Source organism: Salinimicrobium soli (genome assembly GCF_048323655.1).
Taxonomy (GTDB): domain Bacteria; phylum Bacteroidota; class Bacteroidia; order Flavobacteriales; family Flavobacteriaceae; genus Salinimicrobium; species Salinimicrobium soli.
In genome coordinates this window covers 726,429-750,830 of sequence record NZ_JBLUWW010000001.1, presented here as the reverse complement: position 1 = coordinate 750,830, position 24,402 = coordinate 726,429, and the positions used below count along the sequence as shown (strand labels likewise).

17 protein-coding genes are annotated in these 24,402 nt (G+C 45.1%); 5 read left to right on the top strand and 12 right to left on the bottom strand.

Annotated elements, in window-relative coordinates:
• Positions 1 to 86: 86 nt before the first annotated feature.
• The 3 genes from ACNORC_RS03465 to metG form a co-directional block, all read right to left on the bottom strand.
• Positions 87 to 2,864: a M16 family metallopeptidase gene (locus ACNORC_RS03465; RefSeq protein WP_418334194.1), complete on the bottom strand. Its 2,778-nt coding sequence runs from the start codon at positions 2,862 to 2,864 to the stop codon at positions 87 to 89.
• 111 nt (positions 2,865 to 2,975) lie between these two features.
• Complete coding sequence (locus ACNORC_RS03460) at positions 2,976 to 3,878, bottom strand: histone deacetylase family protein (protein ID WP_418334193.1); 903 nt, start codon at positions 3,876 to 3,878, stop codon at positions 2,976 to 2,978.
• A gap of 55 nt (positions 3,879 to 3,933) precedes the next feature.
• Positions 3,934 to 6,024 (bottom strand): methionine--tRNA ligase, encoded by a 2,091-nt coding sequence (gene metG, locus ACNORC_RS03455; protein WP_418334192.1) that lies wholly within the window; start codon positions 6,022 to 6,024, stop codon positions 3,934 to 3,936.
• Between the two features lie 121 nt (positions 6,025 to 6,145).
• Between metG and ACNORC_RS03450 the strand changes: the two genes are divergently transcribed.
• Both ACNORC_RS03450 and ACNORC_RS03445 read left to right on the top strand, forming a co-directional pair.
• A complete protein-coding gene (locus tag ACNORC_RS03450) occupies positions 6,146 to 6,727 on the top strand; it encodes a hypothetical protein (protein WP_418334191.1) in 582 nt (193 codons plus the stop codon).
• Positions 6,728 to 7,087 (top strand): YraN family protein, encoded by a 360-nt coding sequence (locus ACNORC_RS03445; protein ID WP_418334190.1) that lies wholly within the window; start codon positions 6,728 to 6,730, stop codon positions 7,085 to 7,087. It abuts the gene before it with no gap.
• 31 nt (positions 7,088 to 7,118) lie between these two features.
• On the opposite strand, the gene ACNORC_RS03440 is transcribed toward ACNORC_RS03445, so the two are convergent.
• From ACNORC_RS03440 to pflB, 3 genes are all read right to left on the bottom strand, one after another.
• Positions 7,119 to 8,378: a DUF389 domain-containing protein gene (locus ACNORC_RS03440; RefSeq protein ID WP_418334189.1), complete on the bottom strand. Its 1,260-nt coding sequence runs from the start codon at positions 8,376 to 8,378 to the stop codon at positions 7,119 to 7,121.
• Positions 8,379 to 8,591: 213 nt separating this feature from the next.
• Positions 8,592 to 9,380: a pyruvate formate-lyase-activating protein gene (gene pflA / locus ACNORC_RS03435; RefSeq protein WP_418334188.1), complete on the bottom strand. Its 789-nt coding sequence runs from the start codon at positions 9,378 to 9,380 to the stop codon at positions 8,592 to 8,594.
• Between the two features lie 63 nt (positions 9,381 to 9,443).
• Complete coding sequence (gene pflB / locus ACNORC_RS03430) at positions 9,444 to 11,684, bottom strand: formate C-acetyltransferase (protein WP_418334187.1); 2,241 nt, start codon at positions 11,682 to 11,684, stop codon at positions 9,444 to 9,446.
• Between the two features lie 334 nt (positions 11,685 to 12,018).
• Between pflB and ACNORC_RS03425 the strand changes: the two genes are divergently transcribed.
• Together ACNORC_RS03425 and ACNORC_RS03420 are read left to right on the top strand one after the other, a co-directional pair.
• Complete coding sequence (locus tag ACNORC_RS03425; protein ID WP_418334186.1) at positions 12,019 to 12,537, top strand: hypothetical protein; 519 nt, start codon at positions 12,019 to 12,021, stop codon at positions 12,535 to 12,537.
• Positions 12,538 to 12,573: 36 nt separating this feature from the next.
• Entirely contained in the window at positions 12,574 to 12,957 is a 384-nt protein-coding gene (locus ACNORC_RS03420; RefSeq protein ID WP_418334185.1) for a hypothetical protein, read from the top strand.
• A gap of 78 nt (positions 12,958 to 13,035) precedes the next feature.
• Here the strand turns inward: ACNORC_RS03420 and mfd are convergent, their stop codons facing one another.
• The 5 genes from mfd to ACNORC_RS03395 all read right to left on the bottom strand — a co-directional run bounded on the left by mfd (position 13,036) and on the right by ACNORC_RS03395 (position 22,608).
• Complete coding sequence (mfd, locus tag ACNORC_RS03415) at positions 13,036 to 16,416, bottom strand: transcription-repair coupling factor (protein WP_418334184.1); 3,381 nt, start codon at positions 16,414 to 16,416, stop codon at positions 13,036 to 13,038.
• 278 nt (positions 16,417 to 16,694) lie between these two features.
• Complete coding sequence (gene pdeM / locus ACNORC_RS03410) at positions 16,695 to 17,354, bottom strand: ligase-associated DNA damage response endonuclease PdeM (protein WP_418334183.1); 660 nt, start codon at positions 17,352 to 17,354, stop codon at positions 16,695 to 16,697.
• A complete protein-coding gene (locus ACNORC_RS03405) occupies positions 17,339 to 19,864 on the bottom strand; it encodes a ligase-associated DNA damage response DEXH box helicase (protein WP_418334182.1) in 2,526 nt (841 codons plus the stop codon). The genes pdeM and ACNORC_RS03405 overlap by 16 nt, the downstream gene beginning before the upstream one ends.
• A 58-nt stretch (positions 19,865 to 19,922) precedes the next feature.
• Positions 19,923 to 21,518: an ATP-dependent DNA ligase gene (locus tag ACNORC_RS03400; RefSeq protein WP_418334181.1), complete on the bottom strand. Its 1,596-nt coding sequence runs from the start codon at positions 21,516 to 21,518 to the stop codon at positions 19,923 to 19,925.
• 52 nt (positions 21,519 to 21,570) lie between these two features.
• Positions 21,571 to 22,608: a ligase-associated DNA damage response exonuclease gene (locus tag ACNORC_RS03395; protein WP_418334180.1), complete on the bottom strand. Its 1,038-nt coding sequence runs from the start codon at positions 22,606 to 22,608 to the stop codon at positions 21,571 to 21,573.
• A gap of 206 nt (positions 22,609 to 22,814) precedes the next feature.
• Here ACNORC_RS03395 and ACNORC_RS03390 point away from each other — a divergent pair, with 206 nt between their 5' ends.
• Complete coding sequence (locus ACNORC_RS03390) at positions 22,815 to 23,243, top strand: tellurite resistance TerB family protein (RefSeq protein ID WP_418334179.1); 429 nt, start codon at positions 22,815 to 22,817, stop codon at positions 23,241 to 23,243.
• Positions 23,244 to 23,307: 64 nt separating this feature from the next.
• Here ACNORC_RS03390 and fbp read toward each other — a convergent pair whose 3' ends face one another.
• A complete protein-coding gene (gene fbp / locus ACNORC_RS03385; protein ID WP_418334178.1) occupies positions 23,308 to 24,321 on the bottom strand; it encodes a class 1 fructose-bisphosphatase in 1,014 nt (337 codons plus the stop codon).
• Between the last annotated feature and the right edge of the window lie 81 nt (positions 24,322 to 24,402).

Below are 24,402 nucleotides of genomic sequence, written 5' to 3'. Positions count from 1 at the left end.
ATTTGACCTATTAGCTATACTTCATTCCTGGAAAAGGTCTTCGCTATAAAAAAAAGATCCCGCTTCTCAGCGGGATCTTTTTTTGGCTAATTCTTCAAATCGGTCTTCTCCTTTTCAACTATAGTCGGTTTTAAAGGATTCCCGTCGGGATCTACTTCAATTATTCTGTCAAAATTTAATTCATCCAGTTCTGCCGCGATCTTGGCTTTGTCGCCAACAATGAACCAATTCACCCGTTCCGGCTTCACCACCTGTTTACTTACCTTCCTCACATCTTCTATGGAAAGATCTCTTACCATGGAGTCATATTTCTGATAGTAATCATCGGGCAGATTGTATTTGACCAGGTTTACCAGGGAATTATTTACCGAGTTATTGGTTTCCCATTGGCCCGGCAACGCCAGTACCTGATCCTTTTTAGCTTTTTCGAGTTCCTCGGTAGTCGCAGGACGGGTTGTGACATATTCTTCCAGCTCTTTCCGCAGTTCTTTTACAGATTCTGCCGATTTATCGGTTTGTACCGGGGCATAGACCAAAAATGGCCTTTCCTGCTGCGCTCCCATCACAAAGCCACCGGCACCATAGGACCAATGCTTGTCTTCCCGCAGATTCATATTGATCCTTGAAGTAAATTGCCCACCAAGGATCTTCATCATTTGTTCCACAGCCACTTCAGGATATTCCCCGTATTTTCCGGTCAGGTTTCCGGCGATAATTACCGACTGCTGAGATTCGGGTCTGTCAATGAGGAAAAGGGTATTCTGATTTTCCACTTTGGCCTTATTAAAGCTGATTTCAGGCACCTCCCCTTTTTTCCAGTCCTTCAGGGAATTTTGCAATTTTGATTTGAGTTCGTTCATGGAAATGTCACCGGTTACTACCAGCGCAGCATTGTTTGGCCGCAACCACTGTTCGTAAAACTTTTGAACATCAGCACGGGTGAGTTTCTCTACTGTGTCTTCATAACCAGAACCGGTGAAAGGGGTACTATATGGATGATCCTCCCCATATAAATATCGGTTCATTACCCGTATGGCCATTGTGATAGGTTGAGCTTTTTCCCTTTTAATATTATTAAGCTGCTCCTGTTTGAGGCGATCAAATTCTTTCTGCGGAAATGAAGGATTCTGCAATACATCAGCTAAAAGATTAAGACTTTCGTCAAGACTCGGCTTTAAGGTACTGAGACTAACCATGGAGACATCCATGTCTGAACCTGTTGAAAGATTGGCCCCCAGCAATTGTAATTTTTCATCGATCTGCAATGAATTCATATTTTTTGTGCCTTCGTCCAGCAGGTTCATAGCTAAAGCAGCCGTACCCGGCCTGGAAAGGTAATCGGTCTTGTAACCGGCATCAAAAACAAGGTCCATTTCTATTACCGGAGCTCCTTCGCGCCTTGCCAAGACAATGTCCATTCCGTTGGAAAGAGTAGCTCTTTCTATATCGGGAAATTTAGATGCTTTTGGTTGTCCCACTTCCGGTAGTTTAGAACGATCAACATTGGAAGCGACAGTCTTATAATCAGGAAAAGGATTTGCTATTAAGGTATGCCTGCCTTTGGAAAGCCATTTTTGAGCAGTCTGCTGAATATCTTGTGGAGTGGCATTTTCCACATATTTCAACACCTTCTTGTAATGTTCAGGATCATCAAAATAGGTTTCGTTCGACGCCAGGATATCTGAAACACCTCCAAAACCACCTATGCGTTCCATCCCCTTGATGAAATTGGCCATATAATCTGCTTTTACTCTTTTGAGCTCTTCGGGTCGTGGACCTTCCTTAGCCAACTTTTCTATTTCATTCAGAAGTTTCTGCTTTACTTCTTCCACGTCGCCGCCCGGTTTTACGTTCGCATAGGCCACAAACGAACTGGCAATTTCTCCAGATGCTTCAAAAGCAACTACGCTGGACGCGATCTGGTCTTCATAGACCAATTTCTTATAAAGTCGGGAATTTTTTCCGTTGCTGAGAAGGGAACCAATAAGGTCAAAATAAACATCTTCCCTGCTCCCAAATTCTGGTGTGATCCATGCGAAAAGAACCCTACTTTCGGGCACCCGGTCCTCATACACCTGGTAGGTATTGCCATTGTGTACCGGAATATTCACCTCCTGCCTTTCCACGGTTGGCCCCGAAGGGATATCTCCAAAATACTTCAGCACCTTATCATATGCCTCCTGGGGCTTAATGTCTCCTGCAATTGCGATCACCGCGTTTGCAGCACCATAGTAAGATTTGAACCACTCCTGAACATCTTCCAGGGAAGCCGCATTAAGGTCTTCCATTTCTCCTATCACTGTCCAGGAATAAGGATGCCCTTTTGGGAACATGGCCTTTGTAAGGTAATTCCATTGTTGCCCATACGGCTGATTTTCCCCCTGTCTTTTTTCATTCTGAACTACACCCCGTTGTTCATCCAGCTTTGCCTGGTCTATTGCCCCTAAAAGATGTCCCATGCGATCAGACTCCAAAAACAGCACCTGGTCCAAAGCCGCTACCGGAACATTTTGGAAATAGTTGGTGCGGTCTTCATTGGTAGTACCATTGACATCCGTACCACCTATACTTTCAATTGCCTTAAAGTAGTCGTCGTCAAAATTTTCACTTCCGTTGAACATGAGGTGTTCAAAAAGGTGTGCAAAACCGCTTTTTCCGGGTTTCTCATTTTTGGAACCTACATGGTACCAAACGTTGACTGCAACAATTGGCGCTTTGTGATCCTCATGTACGAGCAAGGTTAAACCATTTGGCAGTTCAAATCGCTCGTACTTGATGTCAATGTCATCTGCCTTGAAATTTTGTGCCTGTTGCTGCGGAAGGTAAAGGAACAGGAACAGCAGGAGAAAAAGAATTCTCTTCATAACTGAAAAAGTTTTGGTTAAAAAAGCTGGGAGGTCTCCTTAAATGTAAAAAATTTAAGAGACTGAAAATGAGGCTTTAATATAAATTTAAGAAGAAAATTCTTCGGAAGATCAGAAGAAGATCTCCTGCGCCAATCTGAAGGTATTGGCGTGGGCATCTACAATATTCCGAAGCTGCGGAGAATAGCCGCCGCCCATGCTCACCTCCACCGGAATCTTACGGTCATGACATATCTGCAAAACAAACCTGTCACGTTCTCTGCATCCTGCCTGGGTGCAGCCGAGTTTTCCCAATTTGTCGGTGGCAAGTATATCCACCCCGCTGAGGTAAAAACTGAAATCGGGTTCCTGTTCGTCCAGCAACCTTGGCAGCGTATTTTTGAGAAGGCCAAGGTAATCTTCGTCCCCGGTTCCGTTCTCCAGTTCAATATCGAGGTCAGAAAACTCTTTTTTGAAGGGATAGTTTTTCTTGCCGTGCATGGAGAACGTAAAAACTCGAGATTCTTTAGCAAAGATCTCGGCAGTTCCATTTCCCTGGTGCACATCCAGGTCCACGATAAGGATCTTTTTTGCAAGGTTCTTCCGAAGCAGGTAACTTGCAGCAATAGCCTGGTCGTTTAGGAGACAGAAGCCTTCTCCGCGATAGGAATACGCATGGTGAGTGCCACCGGCAATGTTCATCGCAATTCCGTGCTCAAGGGCAAATTCAGAAGCTTCAATAGTGCCTTGAGCAATCCTCAGCTCCCGCTCCACCAGCGCTTCTGAAAGTGGGAAACCGATCTTTCTTACGGCTTTTGGATCTAAAGTGAGGTTTTTCAGGTGTTCAAAATACTCCTTTTGATGCACGGCCAGCACATCTTCATCGCTCGCGGGTTCGGGTGCGAAAAAGTTGTTTTTGGAACAGGTGCCTTCATGAAGGAGCTGCTGTGGCAGCAGTTCGTACTTTTCCATCGGAAAACGGTGACCTTCGGGTAAAGGGTGTTTAAAGATGGGATGGTAGGCGATTTTGAGCATGTTCAAAGGTAAAGACCTCACAGGTTTTGAAAACCTGTGAGGTCTTGTAGTGTTTTTAAGAAATCACCGTCCCCTCTTTGACCCCGTCTTCATCAGGGTTGATAAAGACCAGTTTTCCTTCTTTATTCTCGGTCATTAGGATCATGCCTTCGCTTTCTACTCCACGGAGCTTTCTCGGGGCCAGGTTGACCAGCACGGTCACTTTCTTCCCAATGATATCTTCGGGTTTAAAACTCTGCGCGATCCCTGAAACTATGGTGCGTACATCAATACCGGTATCTACCTTCAACACCAGAAGTTTATTGGCTTTTGGCATTTTTTCGGCCTCTACAATAGTCCCCACCCGCAGATCCATTTTTGTAAAATCTTCAAAAGTGGCTATCTCTTTCTGAGGTTCGGCTTTTTGATTTTCTGCTTTGTTCGCTGCTTTGGTCGCTTCCAATTTATCCAGTTGTTTTTGTATCTGTTCGTCTTCTATCTTGGAGAAAAGCAATTCGGCTTTACCAATCTGATGGCCGGCCGGCAGTAATTCCTCTTTCTCAGTGATCTCCTGCCACTCATCGTGTCTGTTCTCTTCTATGGTCGCTTCGGAAGAAGCCTTTCCGTAATTGAGCATGCGCTTCAATTTTTCAGCAGTGAAAGGCAAAAATGGTTCGCTTAAAGTCGCCAACGCGGAAGCAATCTGAAGTGCCACATACATAATGGTCTTCACCCGCTCCTCATCTGTCTTGATCAGTTTCCACGGCTCCTCATCGGCCAGATATTTATTTCCGAGGCGGGCAACATTCATCAATTCTGCCTGGGCTTCCCTGAAACGGTAACGCTCAATGGAACTGGCAATGACAGCCGGATAGGCCTTCAGCTCTGCCAATACTTCTTTATCAACTTCGGAATTTTCTCCCGGAGCAGGCACGATTCCGTCGTAATATTTATTAGTGAGCACCACTACCCGATTGATAAAGTTCCCAAAAATGGCAACCAGCTCGTTGTTATTTCTCGCCTGGAAATCTTTCCAGGTAAAGTCGTTATCCTTGGTTTCGGGTGCATTGGCGGTAAGAGCGTATCTCAACACGTCCTGCTGCCCCGGAAACTCTTCCAGGTACTCATGCAACCAAACCGCCCAGTTCTTTGATGTGGAGAGCTTGTTGCCTTCCAGGTTCAAAAATTCGTTTGCCGGTACGTTTTCCGGAAGTATATAGCTTCCTTCCGCCTTCAGCATTACGGGGAAGATGATACAGTGAAATACGATATTGTCTTTCCCTATAAAATGTATGAGTTTAGTGTCTTTGTCTTTCCAGTACGGCTCCCAATCCTTGCCGGTCTTTTCTGCCCATTCTTTGGTTGAAGAAATGTAACCGATTGGGGCATCGAACCACACATAAAGTACTTTCCCATCAGCCCCTTCTACCGGCACCGGAATTCCCCAATCAAGGTCACGGGTCACAGCACGTGGACGCAGGCCGTCGTCGATCCAGGATTTCACCTGCCCGTACACGTTAGGTTTCCAGTCCTTTTTATGACCTTCCAGGATCCATTCTTTTAACCAGCCTTCGTATTGGTCGAGCGGCAGGAACCAGTGTTTGGTCTCCTTCAGAGTTGGAGTGGCACCGGTAATAGCCGATTTTGGATTCAGCAGGTCGGTGGCGTTATGGCTGGTTCCGCATTTTTCGCACTGGTCGCCATAACTTTCCTCGTAGCCACACTTAGGGCAAGTTCCTACCACAAAACGGTCTGCCAGAAACTGTCCGGCTTCAGCATCATAAAGTTGCTGTGTGGTCTCTTCGGTAAACTTTCCGGAATCGTACAATTTTTTGAAAAATTCCGAAGCCGTTTTGTGATGCACTTCCGCAGAGGTGCGTGAATAATTATTGAAAGAAATTCCGAAGTCTTCAAAAGAGGATTTAATGATCGCGTTGTATTTATCCACAATATCCTGCGGACTCACGCCCTCCTTTTTGGCCTTGATAGTGATCGGCACGCCATGTTCATCACTACCGCACACAAAAGCCACATCTTTTCCCTGCATTCTCAAAAAACGCGCGTAGATGTCTGAAGGCACGTAAACCCCCGCTAAATGCCCAATATGTATAGGGCCGTTGGTATATGGCAAAGCTGCCGTGATCGTATATCTCTTAGGTGATTCCATTAAAAATTCTGGTTCAGTTTTAAAGGCTGTAAAGTTAAGCAAGTACGAGGGATTACGCGTTAAATTCTTGCAAAAGGCCATTGGTTTGCGCCAAATGTGCCTACTTTTAAAATAAAAAGAAATGCGTAAAATCCTCTTTTTGACGCTCCTGTTAAGTATAGTTGCCTGTAAAAGCCGAAAAACAGGTGATGCTTCGGAAAAATATCAACTTGAAAACCTGGCCACAGTGATCTCTAAAGGTGACCTGCAAAAAGCCTTTCCCGATGCCCGTATAGCTGAAGGAGTAGACCTCTTTGAAGAAGGCACGGTTGAAATGGCTTACAGCGTGCTCTATCCTGAAACCAAAGATGAGCTGCTGGTATTGTGGAAAGACAAAGACCGGAAAAAGGTTTACCAGATCTACTGTGAGAACGACGGCCGCTGGACCTCAAAAGAAGGGATCAAGATTGGCAGCACTTCTTACGACGATCTTTTAGCGCTCAACAACGGCCCTATCGATGTCTACGGATTCGGTTGGGATTACAGTGGGGCCGTAGACTGGAAAGACGGAAAGTTAGCCAAATCGAACATCCGGGTATTTCTGGAGCCGGTGAATGCCCCGCCGCAGAGCTTCTACGGGGATCATATACTTGATTCCAAACTTGTGGAAGAGATTCGAAATCTTGATCTACGGGTGCGTGCGATCGTTTACCAGGGAGAATAGATGGCACAGCACAACGAACTGGGAAAAGAGGGAGAGGAACTGGCCGCAGGTTTTCTCATTAAAAAAGGTTACGAGATCGTGGCCCGGAATTTCCGCTACTTAAAAGCAGAAGTTGATATCATTGCCCGCAAGGACAACGTGCTGGCTGTGGTGGAGGTAAAGACCCGCAGCACTCCCGATTTTGGTGATCCGCAGAACTTTGTGAAACAGAAACAGATAACCTCCCTTGTTAAGGCTATTGATTTTTTTGTCAATCAACAGGCGCTGGATGTAAATGTGCGCTTTGACATTGTGGCTATCATCAGGAACAAAAAAGGCACCAGCATTGAGCATCTGGAAGATGCATTTTTGCACTTCTAAAAATAGTTCTTCTAAATCCCCTTTTTGAGAATCATTCTTCGGCCACATTGATGAGATACACCTCGTGAATATTGCTGTCCTGGTAGGTCAGGTTTTTCTTGAGATGCTCAATAATGGCTTTTTTGATCTCCTTTTCTGATAAGTTGGTATTCTTCGGAAGCACCGTCACCTCATAGCTCACTGTAGGTTCTCCATTGATTATGGTGTTGGTGAAGTTCACATCTTTCTTGATCACCTCGATAAAGTCGATCTTGTCAAGTTCGGAATCCAGTTTTTCGGTAAGCTCTGTATTCATACTTGCTTTCCGAAGAAATGGCGGCTGACTGAATTGCCAGTACATCATAGCGGCAATTGACAGGGCGACGAATGCGCTGGTGAACCAGGTCATTTTGCTGCTTCCCTGCAAAAACCGGACTCCTTTGGGAGTAACCTTTCCGTAGAAATAGAACACGAGCGTTGCAGCCAGGTGGATTCCCAACAGCTGCAGCACCACCCGAAAAACACTACTGCTTATGATCTCCCAGTCCATGAGGTAAAGTCCCGTTCCAATGAGCCCGACCGGCGGGGCAAGCGAAGCCGCAACAAGGATTCCCACTGCCGCACCCGAAACCAAACTGTCCCTTTCTGATTGTACAATGTTTATGGCGCCTGCAAAACCTGAAATAAGTGGCAGCAAAAGTGCCACTTTTGACACCTGACTAATTTCTACCATTAAGGGTGTAAGCGTCTCCAGCGGAAAGATAATGGTCATGAAAAAACTCGCGAGGATCCCGGTTCCAATCGCCAGACCATACCTGGCGAGGCTACTTTTTAGAAGAGGCATCTTCCCTGCTGAAGTTGCCAGGGCGGCATTCATGGCAGGTCCCGCAAATGGGGCCACCAGCATAGCAGCGACCAACAGAAAAACGGTGGTAGTATACAGCCCGATCCACACAATAATTCCCGCCGCAATGGAATAACCAATGAGCCCTTTGATGGAACCTACACTTTGAATGCCGCCCAGGTAGATCTCCAGCGAACTTTTAGGTTGCACATCGGCCACCTGTTCAGGAGAATCGGTTGCCGGCGGATACAAGGTGATCACCCCCCTCGGAATGAGGCTGATCTCCGGTTTTTCATATTTATCAAGGTGCTGAAGGAAGTTATTGACCTTCTGGTTGGGCAGGAAAAGCACAAAAACATCATTTTGTTCTTCAGAGAGGCAGATGGTATTCTTGCCTTTAAAATCTGCTACCAGCCCAAGAATTTCTTCTTTATTTCCTTTGGGAACTTTGATGATGAGCTGCCGCATGCCTGGTTTGGTTGGTTAGGAATTACTTGATTTCCTACAAGTTAAGCAAAGGAGAAAAAACAGCAGAAGCCGTTAAGGGTATTTTAGGGATTGATGAAAAAACAACAAGACCTCACAGTACCCATAACTATCGGGACTGTGAGGTCTCTAAAGATTTGATTTCAAAAAAACCCCAACAGATTTCGCAATCTGTCAGGGCCCAAAAAACAACACTTAATTTACCCGAACGTCTCGAAAATATTTCTCCAGAATATTCCGGACTCTCTCCAGCTCTTCCGGGGATGGCCGTTCAACTCCTTTCAGTTTATATTCCATTCCCAGCGCTTCCCATTTATGAACCCCTAATTGATGGTATGGAAGAACCTCAATGCGTTCAATCGTCTTATAGTCTTTAAAATGGTTTCCCAGTTCATGCAAATATTCCTCTTGATCACTCCATCCGGGCACCAACACATATCGCAACCACATTCGTTTTCCGGTAGATTCCCTGTGTTTAGCAACTTTTAAAGTTGAACTGTTGGATAGACCTGTAAGTTTTTTATGCCAGCCATTATTAAAGTGCTTCACATCCAGCATCAGCAAGTCGGTCTCTTCGAGAAGTTCTTTGGCAGCCTTGTCTAAAATTCTTCCGTTAGAATCAAGAACTGTATTAATGCCCTTTTCATGAAGTTTTTTGAAGAGTTGAAGAAGCGGAGTTCGTTGCAACAATGGTTCTCCTCCCGAAACCGTAACTCCACCCTTTTTCCCGAAGTAAGACTTTTGGGCCTCTGCCCGTTTCACAAGCTCTTTAACATTGTAGAAGTTACCACCATTGACATCCATCGTGTCGGGGTTAGCACAGTACAGGCAGCGGAACTGGCAGCCCTGCACAAAAATAACCATGCGTATACCCGGCCCATCATGGGTTCCAAAGGACTCTATAGAATGAACCCGAAGGTTCTCATTAGCTCCTTCATTTAGCCGACTCACATCCTGGGCACCCAAAATTCCGTTCTCGATCATTGCAATGGATTTAATAGTGAGAGCAGCCTAAGGTATAAATACCCTGGGCTGCTCTAAATTCTTCTACATATTTTCATGGAAGGTCCTGGTGATCACCTCTAGCTGATGAGCCCTAGACAACCTGGTGAAATTGACCGCATAACCCGACACTCGAATGGTAAGCTGCGGATATTTTTCAGGATGTTCATAGGCATCCATCAAAGTCTCCCGGTCAAGAACATTGACGTTAAGGTGATGTGCGTTTTTATAGAAATAACCATCTAAAAGTGTCACAAGGTTCTCCACCTGGTCTTCCCGATCGCTTCCAAGAGATTTTGGCACTACCGAAAAGGTATTGGAAATCCCGTCCATGGCATATTTATAGTTGATCTTGGCCACCGAATTCAGGGAGGCAATTGCACCGTTGGTATCACGCCCGTGCATTGGGTTTGCTCCGGGAGCAAAAGCTTCTCCTTCTTTTCTTCCGTCGGGAGTGGCACCTGTTTTCTTTCCATACATCACATTAGAGGTAATAGTGAGCAGAGAAAGAGTAGGCACGGCATCTTTATAACATCTATGGCGGGCGAGTTCTTTTGAAAAGAATTCAGTGATCTCACGGGCGATGGCGTCCACGCGATCGTCATCATTTCCAAATTTTGGATAATCCCTGTCTATTTCAAAGTCAACGGTAAGTCCCTGTTCGTTTCTGACCGGTTTTACTTTAGCATGTTTAATGGCTGCAAGGGAATCGGCAATGATAGAGATCCCGGCAGCTCCATAGGCCATATCCACACCCGGATCTGAATCTATTAAAGCCATTTGTGCCTTTTCATAGTAATAGCGGTCATGCATAAAGTGGATGATATTCATGGTCCTGGAATATACCGCGGCCACCTGTATCATGGCGAGTTTAAAGTTATCCATCACCTCGTCGTAATTGAGATAAGGTCCTTTTAGGGCATCGATCTGATCCAAAATCTTTTCCCCGGTTTTTTCTTCCCTACCTTCGTTAAGCGCCATCAATAGAGTTTTTGGAAGGTTGACGCGGGCACCGAAGAATTGGATCCTTTTCCCGATCTCCTGGTGAGAAACACAGCAAGCGATTCCGTAGTCATCTGTTCCTCTAAGTCTCCTCATCAGGTCGTCGTTTTCATACTGGATAGAAGAGGTATCAATTGACACTTTTGAACAAAATTCTTTAAAACCTTCAGGAAGGTCCTGTGACCACAATACGGTAAGGTTTGGTTCCGGAGAGGCGCCAAGGTTATATAAGGTCTGTAGGAATCTGAAGGAGGTCTTGGTAACTTTGGTTCTTCCATCCTGCAGTTGTCCGCCAATGGCTTCGGTTACCCAGGTAGGATCTCCTCCAAAGATCTCATCATATGCTCCCGGTCTCAAGTGTCTTACCATTCGAAGTTTCATTACGAACTGGTCGATCAACTCCTGAGCCTCTTCTTCGGAAATAAGACCTTCAGCAAGATCTCTTTCTATATAGATATCCAGGAAAGAAGAAACATTTCCGAGGGACATAGCAGCACCATCCTGCTCTTTTACTGCGGCAAGGTAGGCCATATACACCCATTGTACAGCTTCCTGAGCATTCTCTGCAGGACGGCACAGATCAAGTCCGTAAGACTGGCCGAGCTTTTTCATCTCCTGGAGTGCCAGGATCTGGTCTGAAATTTCCTCCCGCAGCCTGATCTTATGATCTGTCATTTCACCGGCCACGGCCACTTTATCGGCTTCTTTGGCTTCGATGAGGCGATCAATTCCGTAGAGGGCAAGGCGACGGTAATCTCCAATGATCCTTCCGCGGGCATAATTATCTGGTAGTCCCGTAAGGATTCCGTAGGAACGATAATCTCTAATCTCAGCATCATAGGCAGAAAATACGGCATTGTTATGGTCTTTGGTGTACTGAAAGATCTCAGTAACGCGGGGAGAGACCTGTAGGCCTCTTTCGGTAACCGCACCTTCTACTACGCGGTAACCTCCAAAAGGTTTCATGGCTCTTTTAAGAAGCTCATCGGTTTGCAGACCCACGATCACTTCAAGATCCTTGTTGATATAACCGGGTCCATGACTGGAAATTCCTGAGATGGTCTCTGTATCAATAGCCCTGCAGCCTCCGTTTTCCCGTTCTTCTTTCATCGCCTGCAAACAGATTTTCCATAACTTCTTTGTTCTGTTACTGGCGCCTTTCAGAAAAGAGGCATCTCCGTAATACGGAGTAATATTATTTAAAACGAAATCCCTGACATCGATTTTTTTAGCCCATGATCCTGTAGCGAACTGGAAGTTTGCCTTTTTACTGATTGTTTCCATTGATACAAATTTTGAGTTGATTTCTCCTTTTGATAGAACAAAACAACAACAGGAAGGCTGCTGAAAGCATGACAAATATCAGGTTTTATGGGCCCTGACAGGCCAAGAACTATTCAAACGTTTTAGTTGCGAAATGGAAACGTTATAGTTAATAACTTTTTTGATTTTTTTTTCGGCAGGAAGTATGAAAGAAAATTTCCTGCTGATTTTTAGAAGCTAATTTTTAAAAAGAAAGACCTCACAGTTTTTTATCCCGACAACTATCGGGACTGTGAGGTCTCTAAAATGTCATTTAAGAACTTTATAGTATCTTTCTATTCCAGCAAAGCCATATATGAAATACATCTTCTTAATCCTTTTTCTCTTTTGTTTACCAAAAGTGTTTTCCCAGGAGAACGGGCAATTGGGCATAAATGTGCTAACTGAAGAAGAATATAAGCAGATCAAGATAAATGAAGTACCCTTGGAGCAAATCTTATTTTTCAAGGGTGGACTAGCCGAAATTTCTGAATTACTTGAGATGCCCTTTAGCAAAGAAAACCCTGATCCGGAGGCTTTGAGCTATAAAAACGATGAAATGCTGCTCGTCTACGGAAACGCATTGCACGAAAGGACCTTATATTATTTAGAAATCCTTAGCAATCAAGCAGTACTTGAAATAAAAGGAAACGTGTGGAAATTGGGTGAATCAATTTCCGGGCTGGATTTTGAAGGGACCCTGAATAGTAAACCTCTAAAAAATGGCTCTTTTTGCGCTCTTTTTAAACAAGAAAAAGAATCTGCTTATATCTGCATTGAATTTGACCCTCAATCAGGGGTGATCAGGAAGATCAATTACCTGTCTCCCACCTAAAATTTTAAACTACTTAGTGAGAAAAAAATTTTTCTATTGATCGCTTTTATCCTGTACTCTATTCCTGTTCTTTCTCGGCAACAAGCTTCACCGGAAATTTGCAATTCAAGGTCCTGGACTTCTGAAGACGGTACTGAACAATTTGAAATTGATTTAACTGAAGTGGATGGCGCTATAAAAGGAACCCATTGCTCGATTGCTTATAACGGAAGGTATGTAGACTGCAGTGATGAGGAGCTTTCTATTGATTTGAGGCCGACAGGAACAAACACTTTTGAAGGAACAATCAAAAGTGGGTATAGTCTCACAACCGGAAAGATCAGGCTCACTTTTGATAAAGCGAACAACAGGCTTCATTTTGAACTTTTAGAGGAGCCATCGGGAGTTTTTTATTTCCCGAAAGATGCGGTAATGGAATAACAAAAGACCTCACAGGTTTTTGAAACCTGTGAGGTCTGTCAAAAGATCACCTCTCAAAAATGTCATTTTGAAGAAGTATTATTTTTCTTCCACCTCAACTTTCGCCTTCACATCCAGCGGCTTCAATACCTGCAAAGCGCGATCTATTGAAGTCACTTTTTCGAAGGTGAGCAGCAACCTCAGCCCGGCGCGGGTTTTCTTTTCTTTCATGGTGCAGGAATGCGGATGCGTCTGCACGTACTGCAGTACCTTTGTAAAGGCCTTGCTTTGGTAGAAACCGGAATTTTGATCGGCGATGAAATAGCCTATCAACTTGCCCTGTTTCATCACGATCTTCTCCAGCCCTATTGCCGAAGCGATCCATTTGATGCGGACGCTGTTCAGCAGATCTTCTGCAGGATCAGGCAGTTCTCCGAACCGGTCTACCAGTTCGGCTTCGAATTTCTCCAGCTCTTCTTCGTTCTTTACATTATTGAGCTGTGTGTACAGGTTCAGACGTTCAGAAATATTGTTGATGTAATCATCCGGGAACAGCAGTTCGAAGTCACTATCGATCTGGGTGTCTTTGACGTATTCTTTGTCTTCAGAAACCTGATCAGCATACAGCTCCTTGAACTCATTTTCCTTGAGCTCTTCAATGGCTTCATTCAATATTTTCTGATAGGTATCAAAACCAATTTCGTTGATGAATCCGGATTGTTCCCCTCCTAAAAGGTCTCCCGCACCGCGAATTTCAAGGTCTTTCATCGCGATATTGAAGCCGCTGCCCAGTTCGCTAAATTGTTCTAAAGCAGTGATTCGCTTGCGGGCATCATCGGTCATCGCAGAGTATGGCGGAGTGATGAAATAACAGAAAGCTTTTTTATTACTGCGTCCTACCCTTCCTCGCATCTGGTGCAGGTCTGAAAGTCCGAAGTTATTGGCATTGTTGATAAAAATAGTGTTGGCATTTGAAACGTCCAGCCCGCTTTCCACGATCGTGGTGGAAACCAGCACATCAAATTCCCCGTTCATGAACTTCAGCATCAGGTTCTCCAGCTTCTTTCCTTCCATTTGCCCGTGACCAATCCCGATCTTCGCATCTGGCACCAGTCGCTGTATCATGCCGGCGACTTCCTTAATATTTTCTACCCGGTTGTGGATAAAGAATACCTGCCCGCCTCTTTGTATCTCGTAAGAGATCGCATCGCGAATGGTTTCTTCGGAAAAACGTATCACATGAGATTCTATCGGATACCTGTTTGGCGGCGGAGTCGTGATAGTGGAAAGATCCCGTGCTGCCATCAAACTGAACTGCAGCGTACGCGGAATTGGCGTCGCGGTCAAAGTAAGGGTATCGACATTCTCCTTGATGGTCTTCAGCTTGTCTTTTACGGCCACTCCGAATTTCTGTTCCTCATCAACTATAAGCAATCCAAGGTCTTTAAATTTTACAGCTTTGTTCACCAGCTGATGGGTTCCAATGACGATATCTACTTTCCCATTTTCCAATTCCTCCAGCGTGGTTCTGCGTTCTTTAGCCGTCCTGAAACGGTTCAGGTAATCTACAGTTACAGGAAAATCTTTCAGCCGTTCTGTAAAAGTCTTGTAATGCTGAAAAGCCAGAATGGTGGTTGGCACCAGCACTGCTACCTGTTTTCCGTTGTCTACCGCTTTAAAGGCTGCTCTAATGGCAACCTCAGTCTTTCCGAAGCCAACATCCCCACAAACCAGGCGATCCATTGGGCGTTCGTTTTCCATATCGGTTTTGACATCTGCCGTGGCGCTACTTTGATCGGGAGTATCTTCGTAGATAAAAGATGCTTCCAACTCGTGTTGAAGATAGGAATCGGGACCATAAGCAAAACCTTTCTGCAGCCTGCGCTTGGCGTAAAGTTCGATCAGGTTGAAAGCAATGTGTTTCACCCTCGCCTTGGTCTTCTGCTTCAGGTTTTTCCAGGCGTTACTGCCCAGCTTGTAAATTTTGGGCGGCTTGCCGTCCTTGCCGTTATATTTCGAGATCTTGTGCAGCGAGTGAATGCTCAGGTAAAGAATGTCGCGCTCCCCATAGATGAGCTTGATCGCTTCCTGTTTTTTGCCTTCAACGTCAATTTTTTGAAGTCCGCCGAATTTCCCAATTCCGTGGTCAATATGAGTCACATAGTCGCCAACTTCGAGGCTGGTAAGCTCCTTCAGCGTGATCGCCTGTTTCTTGGCGTAGCCGTTCTTTAAGTGAAATTTGTGATAGCGTTCAAAGATCTGGTGGTCTGTATAGCACACCATTTTCGAGTTCTCATCAATAAATCCCTGGTACATGGAAAGCACCACGGTCTTGTATTTCACCTCCCGATCTACATCGTCAAAAATGTCATGGAACCGCTTGGCCTGCTGCTCGCTTACGCAGAAGATATAGTTGGCATATCCTTCTTCAGACCGCTCATGCAGGTCCTGGATCAAAAGATCAAAATGCTTATTGAACGAAGGCTGTGGCTTTGTATTGAATTCAATTGTTTGCGGCTCCTGCCCCGGCTGCAACTGGTAATGCCGGCTTGACATTTCCACTACCGAATAGTCCTGCAGCTGTTCCTTCAAAAGTGTGGAATTACAGAACAATTCTTCGGGCGTGCCGTGTTTGATATCTTCGGAAAGTTCCTTAAAAGCTTCAACAGCCTTGACAAACAACTTATCCACCTGTGCCGAAAGCAACTCCAGGTCTTTGGTGAAGACCACGGTCTTATTTGAAATATATTTCAGAAAACTCTCCCGGACTTCTTCAGTCCGCTTGTGCTCCACATTCGGAATGATCGTGATCTTTTTCACTTTGTCCACCGAAAGCTGCGTTTCCACATCAAAGGTCCTGATGCTCTCCACCTCATCTCCGAAGAACTCGATACGGTACGGCTCGTCATTACTGAAGGAAAACACATCCAGGATACCACCTCTCACCGAAAATTCTCCGGGTTCGGTCACGAAATCAACTCTTTTGAACTTGTATTCGAACATTACCTCGTTGACAAAATCAATAGAGAGTTCGTCGTTCACATGGATCTTTAAAGTGTTCTTTTCAAGCTCCTTTCTGGTGACCACCTTCTCAAAAAGGGCATCCGGATAGGTCACTATAACTGCCGGCTTCTTACGGGAGTTGATGCGGTTTAGCACCTCGGCCCTTAGCAGCACGTTGGCGTTATCGGTTTCTTCTATTTGGTAAGGCCTGCGATAACTTCCGGGGTAAAAAAGCACATTTTTATCTCCTATCAGCTGCTCCAGGTCATTGAGATAATAGGCCGCTTCTTCCTTGTCATTGAAGATCAGCAAAAAAGGCTTTTCTGAATCCTCAAAAGCATTGGCGATCACAAAAGAAAGCGCCGAGCCTACGAGGCCTTTTAAATGTACATTCTGTTGAGACTGGGCAATAGCTTTTCCCAGTTCCAGCTGTTCAGCCGACTGTGCAAAGCTTTGGGCGATAGAAGATCTACTCAAAAATTAGAATTTTGCGCAAAGATAAGAAGTTGAAAGCTATTGGCTAAGGCAGGAGTAATTAAGGGAACGTTAAATTGAGAAACAAGATCGCTGCGCTGAAAGAGCCAAGATTCATGACTCAGTTCTTCATTCACTTTTTTGCTTTAACCCGGCCCTAAAGGGAGGCAAAAAAGGAATTCTTTAAAGGTTCAAAAGATTCTACTTCTAAAGAAAATCCGATTTCCACCCTTTAGGGAGGGGAAAAGAAATCGGCTTTTCTTTTCTCAGCCACCTTTTCTTTACTTCAGCAAGATCACTTCATCTTTAGTCACCACATACACCTCATCCTCTTTTTTAGGTTCCAGAATATGTTTCCCGGTGAATTCCCCGAAAGCAGGAAGGATCATTTGACCGGGCGATTTAAAGAAACAAGGGAGTTTCAGCGTCTGCCGTGCCAGTCCGCTGATCCTGACGCCGGGATGTATATGTCCCGAAAAGTTGAAATAGCCGGATCTTTCTTCGGGATGATGGGTCAGTAAAAAATTCTGAAGTACCAACTCTTCGTAGATCCTGATCCCTAATGCTTCATATTTTAACGGTGAAATGATGTCATGATTTCCTTCCACCAGGATAACTTCCGGAGAAATATTTTGCAGCCATTCTTCAAAATATATCCATTCCTTGTTAAGTGCACTGTGAAAAAGATCTCCGAGGAACACAATTTTTTGCGGATTGAAAAAGTGGCAAACCTCATCCAGTTTTTCAAAATTCCCCAAAATTGCCTGCCGCGGCACCGCGCTGCCATACTTCCGGAAATGAGAGATTTTCCCCAAATGCACATCGCTTATGAGCAACAGGTCTTCTTCTTCCCAAAAAATTGCTCCGGTAGGATGAAGTATGAAATTTTGGCCATGTATGCTAACCGATTTTGTCATTTTCAAGGTCAAAGATTTTCCCATTGTGCCATCATTTTTTTAATGCGGTCCTCCAGTTTTTCCGAAGATAGTTTTTCCCGCATCCTGTCGGTAATGATGGGAAACGCAAAAGGAGTGGGCTTATTGCAGGCTTTCCAAACGATGGTTTGAGAGGCGATGCGTTCCATGGCTTTTCTAAGTCTCCCCTCCTCCAGCTGGTGTTCAAAGGTCTCCCGAAATGCCTGCTGAAACAAGAGGTTGTCCGGCTCGTAATCTCTAAAAACGCTGAACAACAATTGCGAGTTGGACTGCAAGTGTTTGGTTTTGATCATCTTGTTGGGAAAACCGGTAAAGACAAGTCCGGAGATGACTGCAATATCCCGGAATTTACGCCGTGCCATTTCAGTGGAGTTCAAACTTTTCTGAAGATCATCCATCAAAAATTCCGAAGTAAATAGGTCATTATCGAATACCTGTTGCATATCAATTGGCTGATCTGAAAGTAGTTCAAATCCGTAGTCATTGAAGGCCAGGGAGAAAGTGATGGGCGACAACAAGCTGATGCGGTACGCCAGCAAACTGGCCATGGCTTCATGCACAAATCGGCCTTCAAAAGGGTAAAAGATCGCATGATGTCCTTCCCTGGTCTTGAAGGTTTCAATGAGGAATTCATCTTTTCCGGGAATAATGGATTCCCGCTTTTGCCGCTCAAAAATGTGAGAAAGGGCTTTTAACTCACGTGAAATTTTAGCGTTTTTATGAGACACCTCGACTCCCTTAGGGGTGAGAGTGTCGTTCTCAACTTTGCTCGAGCTGATATTAGAAGCTACAAACATTTCTTCCCGCAGCAACTCACTCATTTGAGCAGAAAATGTCATTCTGCCCCCTGCCCAACTGGGAAAACGGGAATTCTTCTGTTTTGATCTTTTTACGATCACCTGCATATTCTTGATCTGGTAGAGTTCGAGGTTCTTACCGGCAAATGTAAATACATCGCCGGGATTAAGTTTGGAAATGAACCACTCTTCGATCGTCCCAATATAACCTCCTCCCAGGTACTTCACGGCCAGCACGGCGTCACTCACAATAGTTCCTATCTGCAGGCGGTGCCGCATGGCGATCGCCCGGTTATTGACCTTGAATTTTCCATCTTCCTCAATCTCGATCTTTTTGTATTCATCGTACGCCTGCAGTGTTTGACTCCCTCGCGTAACAAAATTGAGTATCCATTCCCACTCGTCCCGGGTGAGGCTCTGATAGCAAAAAGTGGACTTAACTTCAGGAAAGATGTCCTTCGGAAAAAATCCGTCAGAAACTGCAAGTGTCGTCAGATATTGCACCAGCACATCATAACTCTGGAGGTAAGGGATCCGGTCTTCTACCACCGTGTGCTTTACAGCTTTTTGTAAGGCTGAAGCTTCAATTAGCTCCATGGCGTGGGTAGGCAAAAAATAAATCACGCTCTCCTCTCCCGGGCGGTGCCCACTACGACCAGCACGCTGCAGAAACCGTGCAACTCCTTTTGGCCCGCCAATCTGAATGATCGTTTCTACCGGAGCAAAATCCACTCCCAAGTCAAGACTGGAAGTAGCCACCACTGCTTTGAGCTGTTCATCGCGGATCGCCTGCTCCACCCACAATCTGGTCTCTTTATTAATACTACCATGATGCATCGCCAACTCCCCGGCAAACTCCGGATACCTCTGAAGAATTCGCTGAAACCATATCTCACATTGCGAGCGGGTATTGGTAAAGATCAGCGTGGTCTTGCTTTTCCTGATGATAGGAATGATCTCATCCAGCAGGTGCAATCCCAGGTGACCCCGCCACGGAAAAGTCTCCATTTTCTCTGGAATCACTGATCGTACTTTTATCTTTTTATTCAGGTTTGCCTTTATGAGAACAGAATTCCGGAAAGCTTCAGAATCGGGTCCTAATAAAACTTCCCGGGCCTCCTGCAGGTTTCCGATAGTGGCCGAAATTCCCCAGATCTTAATCTTCGGAGTCACTGTTTTTAATCGGGAGAGAGCCAGTTCTACCTGCACGCCGCGTTTTGTCCCCAGTAATTCGTGCCATTCGTCAATGACAATAGCATTAAGATTTCTGAATGTTTTTGCATACCCCTTAGAGGAAAGCAGCAACTGCAGACTTTCAGGAGTGGTGATCAACAGGTCTGGCATCTGTTTTTTCTGAGCTGCCCTTATTTTCTGCGGAGTGTCACCTGTGCGAATTCCCACGGTCAAAGAAGAACCTATTTCCTGTGCAAAACGATTTGCCGCCTGTTCTATCTCTACTGACAAAGCCCGAAGGGGCGTGATCCAAATAGTTTTCAGTCCCTGTTTATGAGTTGTTTTAAAATCAGGGTTATTACGGATGTAATCCAGCACGATGGGAATCCAGAGTGCATAAGTCTTTCCGCTTCCGGTAGGTGCATTAAGGAGTCCATTCTTACCCTGTAAAAAGGCATCCCAGGTTTGTTTTTGAAACGGAAAGGGCTTCCAGTTTTGTGTTTCAAACCAGGTATCTGCTATTTTTAAGAGTTGTTTTTTATTCATAATTCTCACTCCTAAGGAGGGGTGTCCGAAGGACGGGGTGGTCCGTGTTACTTATAATTCACTTTGGAATTAATGCCTTCAAATCCTCCAGGGTATTCGCCTCCCCGGGTTTTTTGTCTTTACGCCATCTAAAAATTCTCGGGAAACGGGTTGCCACCCCGCTTTTATGCCTTCCGGATTCTGCAATGCCTTCAAAAGCGATCTCAAAAACTAATTCCGGTTTCACACTTCGCACCGGGCCGAAACGCTCCAGGGTGTTTTTCTTAATAAAAGCATCCACCTGCCTAAATTCGGCATCAGTGAGACCTGAATATGCTTTCGCAAAAGTGACTAATTCTTCTTTTTCCTCATCCCATAATCCAAAGGTGTAATCAGTAAACAAATTCGACCTTCTTCCGTGGCCGCGCATTGCATAGGTCAAAACGGCATCAATGGTCAATGGCTCCACTTTCCATTTCCACCAATCGCCTTTTTTACGTCCCACCAGGTAAGGCGAATCCCAGCGCTTCAGCATCAGCCCTTCACTTTTTACTTCCCTGGCCCGCTCCCTTTCAGCAGCCGCTTCTTTCCAGTCGTTAAAATCTATGGTGTGCGACAGGTGCAGCGGAAAATCCTCCTTCTCTATTTGGGAATGCAATTTTTCGAGCATCTCCCTCCTTTCAGAAAATGGTCTTTGACGGAAGTCTTCCCCTTCCCACTCCAAAATGTCATACGCCTTCAGGATCACCGGAGTCTTTTTCAAAAGAGCTTTTGATACGTTCTTTCGCCCAATTCTCGTCTGTAGATCATTGAAGGTGCCTATTTCCCCCTCCGGAAAAGGCAGAATTTCGCCATCAATCACAGTTCCGTCAGGAATCTCTTCCAAAAATGCTGAAAATTCTGGGTATTTATCGGTTACCAGTTCCTCGCCACGGCTCCAAACGAACAGCTCTCCATTCCGTACCACCACCTGCGCGCGGATACCATCCCATTTATGCTCGGCGCTCCAATGGGCAGGGTCACCCAGGTCTCCGGGCTCTCCTTCAATAGCATAAGCCAGGTAGAACGGATAAGGTTTGGAAAGAAAGTCTTCTTCATTCTCCTCTAAAATTAGCTTTTGGAATGTAATTTTCTGCGGGTCCCAACCCCCCATTAGTTTATACGCCAGCACATCTTCATCAATATCCGTAGCTTTCGAAAGGGCGCGGGTCATTAATTTCTGGCTCACCCCTATCCTGAAACTTCCGGTGATAAGCTTGGTAAATACAAACCGTTCATAGTAATTCAGGGCAAGCCAGTTTTCATGCAGATATTCCTTCTTCTCAGCTTCTGTGGCCTGCTTTAGATCGATCATTTCTTCGACGAACTGGGAAAGACTTTTTTCACTGTCCGCTTCCGAAGGAGGAATCACCAGTGCAATGGTCTCGGCAAGGTCTCCCACAATGTGGTAAGATTCTTCAAACAGCCAAAGCGGAATTTGGGCCAGTTCAGCAGCAAAGTGGCGCAATAAAGTTGTGTTCACCGGCCGCGGCGGACGGCGGTGCGACAAAATGGCGATGGCCCACACCTTGTCACGGCCGGGTGCTTTTTTGAAATATTCGGTAAGGGCAGCTACTTTCACGTTTGTCTTGTTCGTGCTGTCGAGTTCCCGTATTAATTCTGCGAATTCCTTCATTTTCCATTTTAGACCTCACAGGTTTTGAAAACCTGTGAGGTCTTATCAAAAGTTAATCTTCAGTTTCTTCTTTTTTAGCTTCCATTTCAGCCAGTTCCCCTTCGTATTGCGTCTCGGCGGTTCGGGCATCATAGCCGGTCTCATTCAAGAATCGGCAAAAGATCTCTGAATAGCCATGTGTGCAAACTACTCTCTCGCAGCCGGTAGCTTTGATCGAACTCAGCAGGCCCTGCCAGTCGCAATGATCTGAAAGTACAAAACCGCGATCTACCGCTCTTCTTCTTCTCGCTCCGCGGAAGGCCATCCAACCGCTCGCCATTCCCGTTTCATAAGGCACCATTTTTCTAATCCAGGTACTTCCATGGGCGCTTGGCGGTGCCAGTACCATTCCGCCTTTAATTTCCTCTTTTTTGACATCCCTGGTGATGCGGGTTGTTTCCGGAAAGTGAGCCAATGGCCTCAACACTTCGGTCATATTTTCAATTGCCCCATGGGTAAAGATCCTCCCTATTTCGGGGTTAAGAGCATGTAACAGCCGCTGGGCCTTACCGAGAGAATAACCGAAGAGAATAGAGGTTTTACCTTCAGACTGGTTCTGCTGCCACCAGTTATTGATGTCACTCATTACCTGCTCCTGCGGCAGCCACTTAAAAGCCGGAAGTCCGAAAGTACATTCTGTGATAAAAGCATCACATTTTACAGGCTCAAAAGGCGTTGAAATTCCGTCATCCTCCGTTTTGTAATCTCCGCTGAAGACCCACACCTCCCCTTTGTACTCGACCCGCACCTGTGAAGATCCTATGATATGTCCCGCCGGATGCAGGGAAAATTTGACATTATTGATACTGAAAGTTTCTCCATACTCATAACCCGCAACCTCAATATCTCCCAGCCGGTGTTTGATAATAGGAATATTGGTGTGATGGGTAATATATTTCTTGTTGCCCCAGCGGGAATGATCTGCATGACCATGAGTAATAATGGCCTTTTCGACAGGTTTCCAGGGATCGAGGTAGACATCTGCCTGTTCGCAGTAAATTCCTTTTTCGTTGAAGCAAAGCAGGGGCTTTTTGTTCTTTCGTACCGGCATGACCTCAAGTTAGGAATTTTCCCGAAGGGCAGCTTTGGCATTAGGAAAACATTAAAATTTGCCAATCCGGTAAACTATTACAGCGAAAAGACCTGCCGTCCTCAAAGGAGGAAATTTTTCTTCGGAAGGCTTACTTACTAAAGATTACTAAAAAGGCAGAAGGGTTAAAGGGGATTATTTATATTTGAAGAAAATACAGCATTAATATGTCATTTTCAGATCTATTTGGAACAGGAGAACACCTTAGAAACCTCGGGCATTTTGCGGCTATTGTAAATCTTGCTGCTGTTGACGGGGAAATCAACGAACACGAAGAAGCACAGTTAAAACGATTTGCAGCCAAGCTTGACATTCATGAAGATGAATACAGTAAAGTGCTAAAGAATCCTACTGCTTTTCCCATCCACCCAAACAACAGTGTGCAGGGACGGCTGGAGCGCCTTCACGACCTGTTCAAAATTATTTTTGCAGACCATATGATCGACGAAGAGGAAGAGGAACTACTAAGGAAATATGCCATCGGCCTCGGATTTTCTTCAGAAGTCTCTGAAGGAATCATCAAACGCTCCATTCAGATATTTAGTGGGCATATAAGCTTTGAAGATTATCTGTACCTGCTCAACAAAAATGAATAACTGAAAATTCTATATACTGAAAAAGGACCCTTTCGGGTCCTTTTTTATTTTATTAAGCGGTCATTTACTGTTCCCTATATTTTGCCATGAACTCTTCAGCTTTTTCAACCATTTTTTTACTTCCGCAAAAGAAAGGTACCCGCTGGTGCAGTTCTGTAGGCTCAATATCAAGTATCCTGGTGTAACCGTCGCTGGCTTTTCCACCCGCCTGTTCAGCTATAAAAGCCATGGGATTACATTCGTACAACAACCTGAGCTTTCCATTTGGCGCCTTAGAACTGGTAGGATAAAAATAAATTCCACCCTTGATCATGTTGCGGTGAAAATCAGAGACCAAAGATCCAATGTACCTTGAGGTATACGGACGGTCTTCTTTTTCTTCCTGACAATATTTGATATAGTCTTTTACTCCCTGCGGAAAATGCACATAATTACCTTCGTTTACAGAGTAAATATTTCCACTTTCGGGATATTGCATGCATGGGTGTGATAGATACCAGGACCCAAGAGCAGGGTTCAGGGTAAATCCGTTAACCCCGTGGCCGGTAGTGTAGACAAGCATGGTCGAGGTTCCATAGACCACATATCCCGCTGCTACCTGCTTATTGCCGGGCTGCAGAAAATCTTCCAGTTGTACCGGCGTTCCCACAGGAGTAACCCTGCGGTAAATTGAAAAGATCGTTCCTACCGAGACATTGACATCAATATTGGAACTTCCGTCAAGAGGATCCATAAGTACCACATATTTATTCTGGTGATCCCCGTCCTTTCCGGCAATGGTAATATAGTCATCCATTTCTTCGGAAGCGATCCCGCAAACGATCTGCCGGTTCGTGAGAGTCTGAATGAACTTCTCATTCGCATAAACATCCAGTTTTTGCTGGTCTTCCCCCTGCACATTAGTCTCCCCAACAGGTCCGGTGATATCTACCAGTCCTGCCTTGTTCACCTCGTGGTTCACCACTTTGGCAGCCAGCCTGATAGAATTTATAAGCCGGGAGAGCTCCCCCGAAGAGTATGCGAATTCTGATTGATTTTCTATTATAAACTCGCCTAAAGTTTGATTCTTTTTGATCATTTTAACCCATAAATATTGGTACCGAACAAAACTAACTGAAATAATTTTAAGCAACTATAACGTTTTCGTAAATTTTATCTT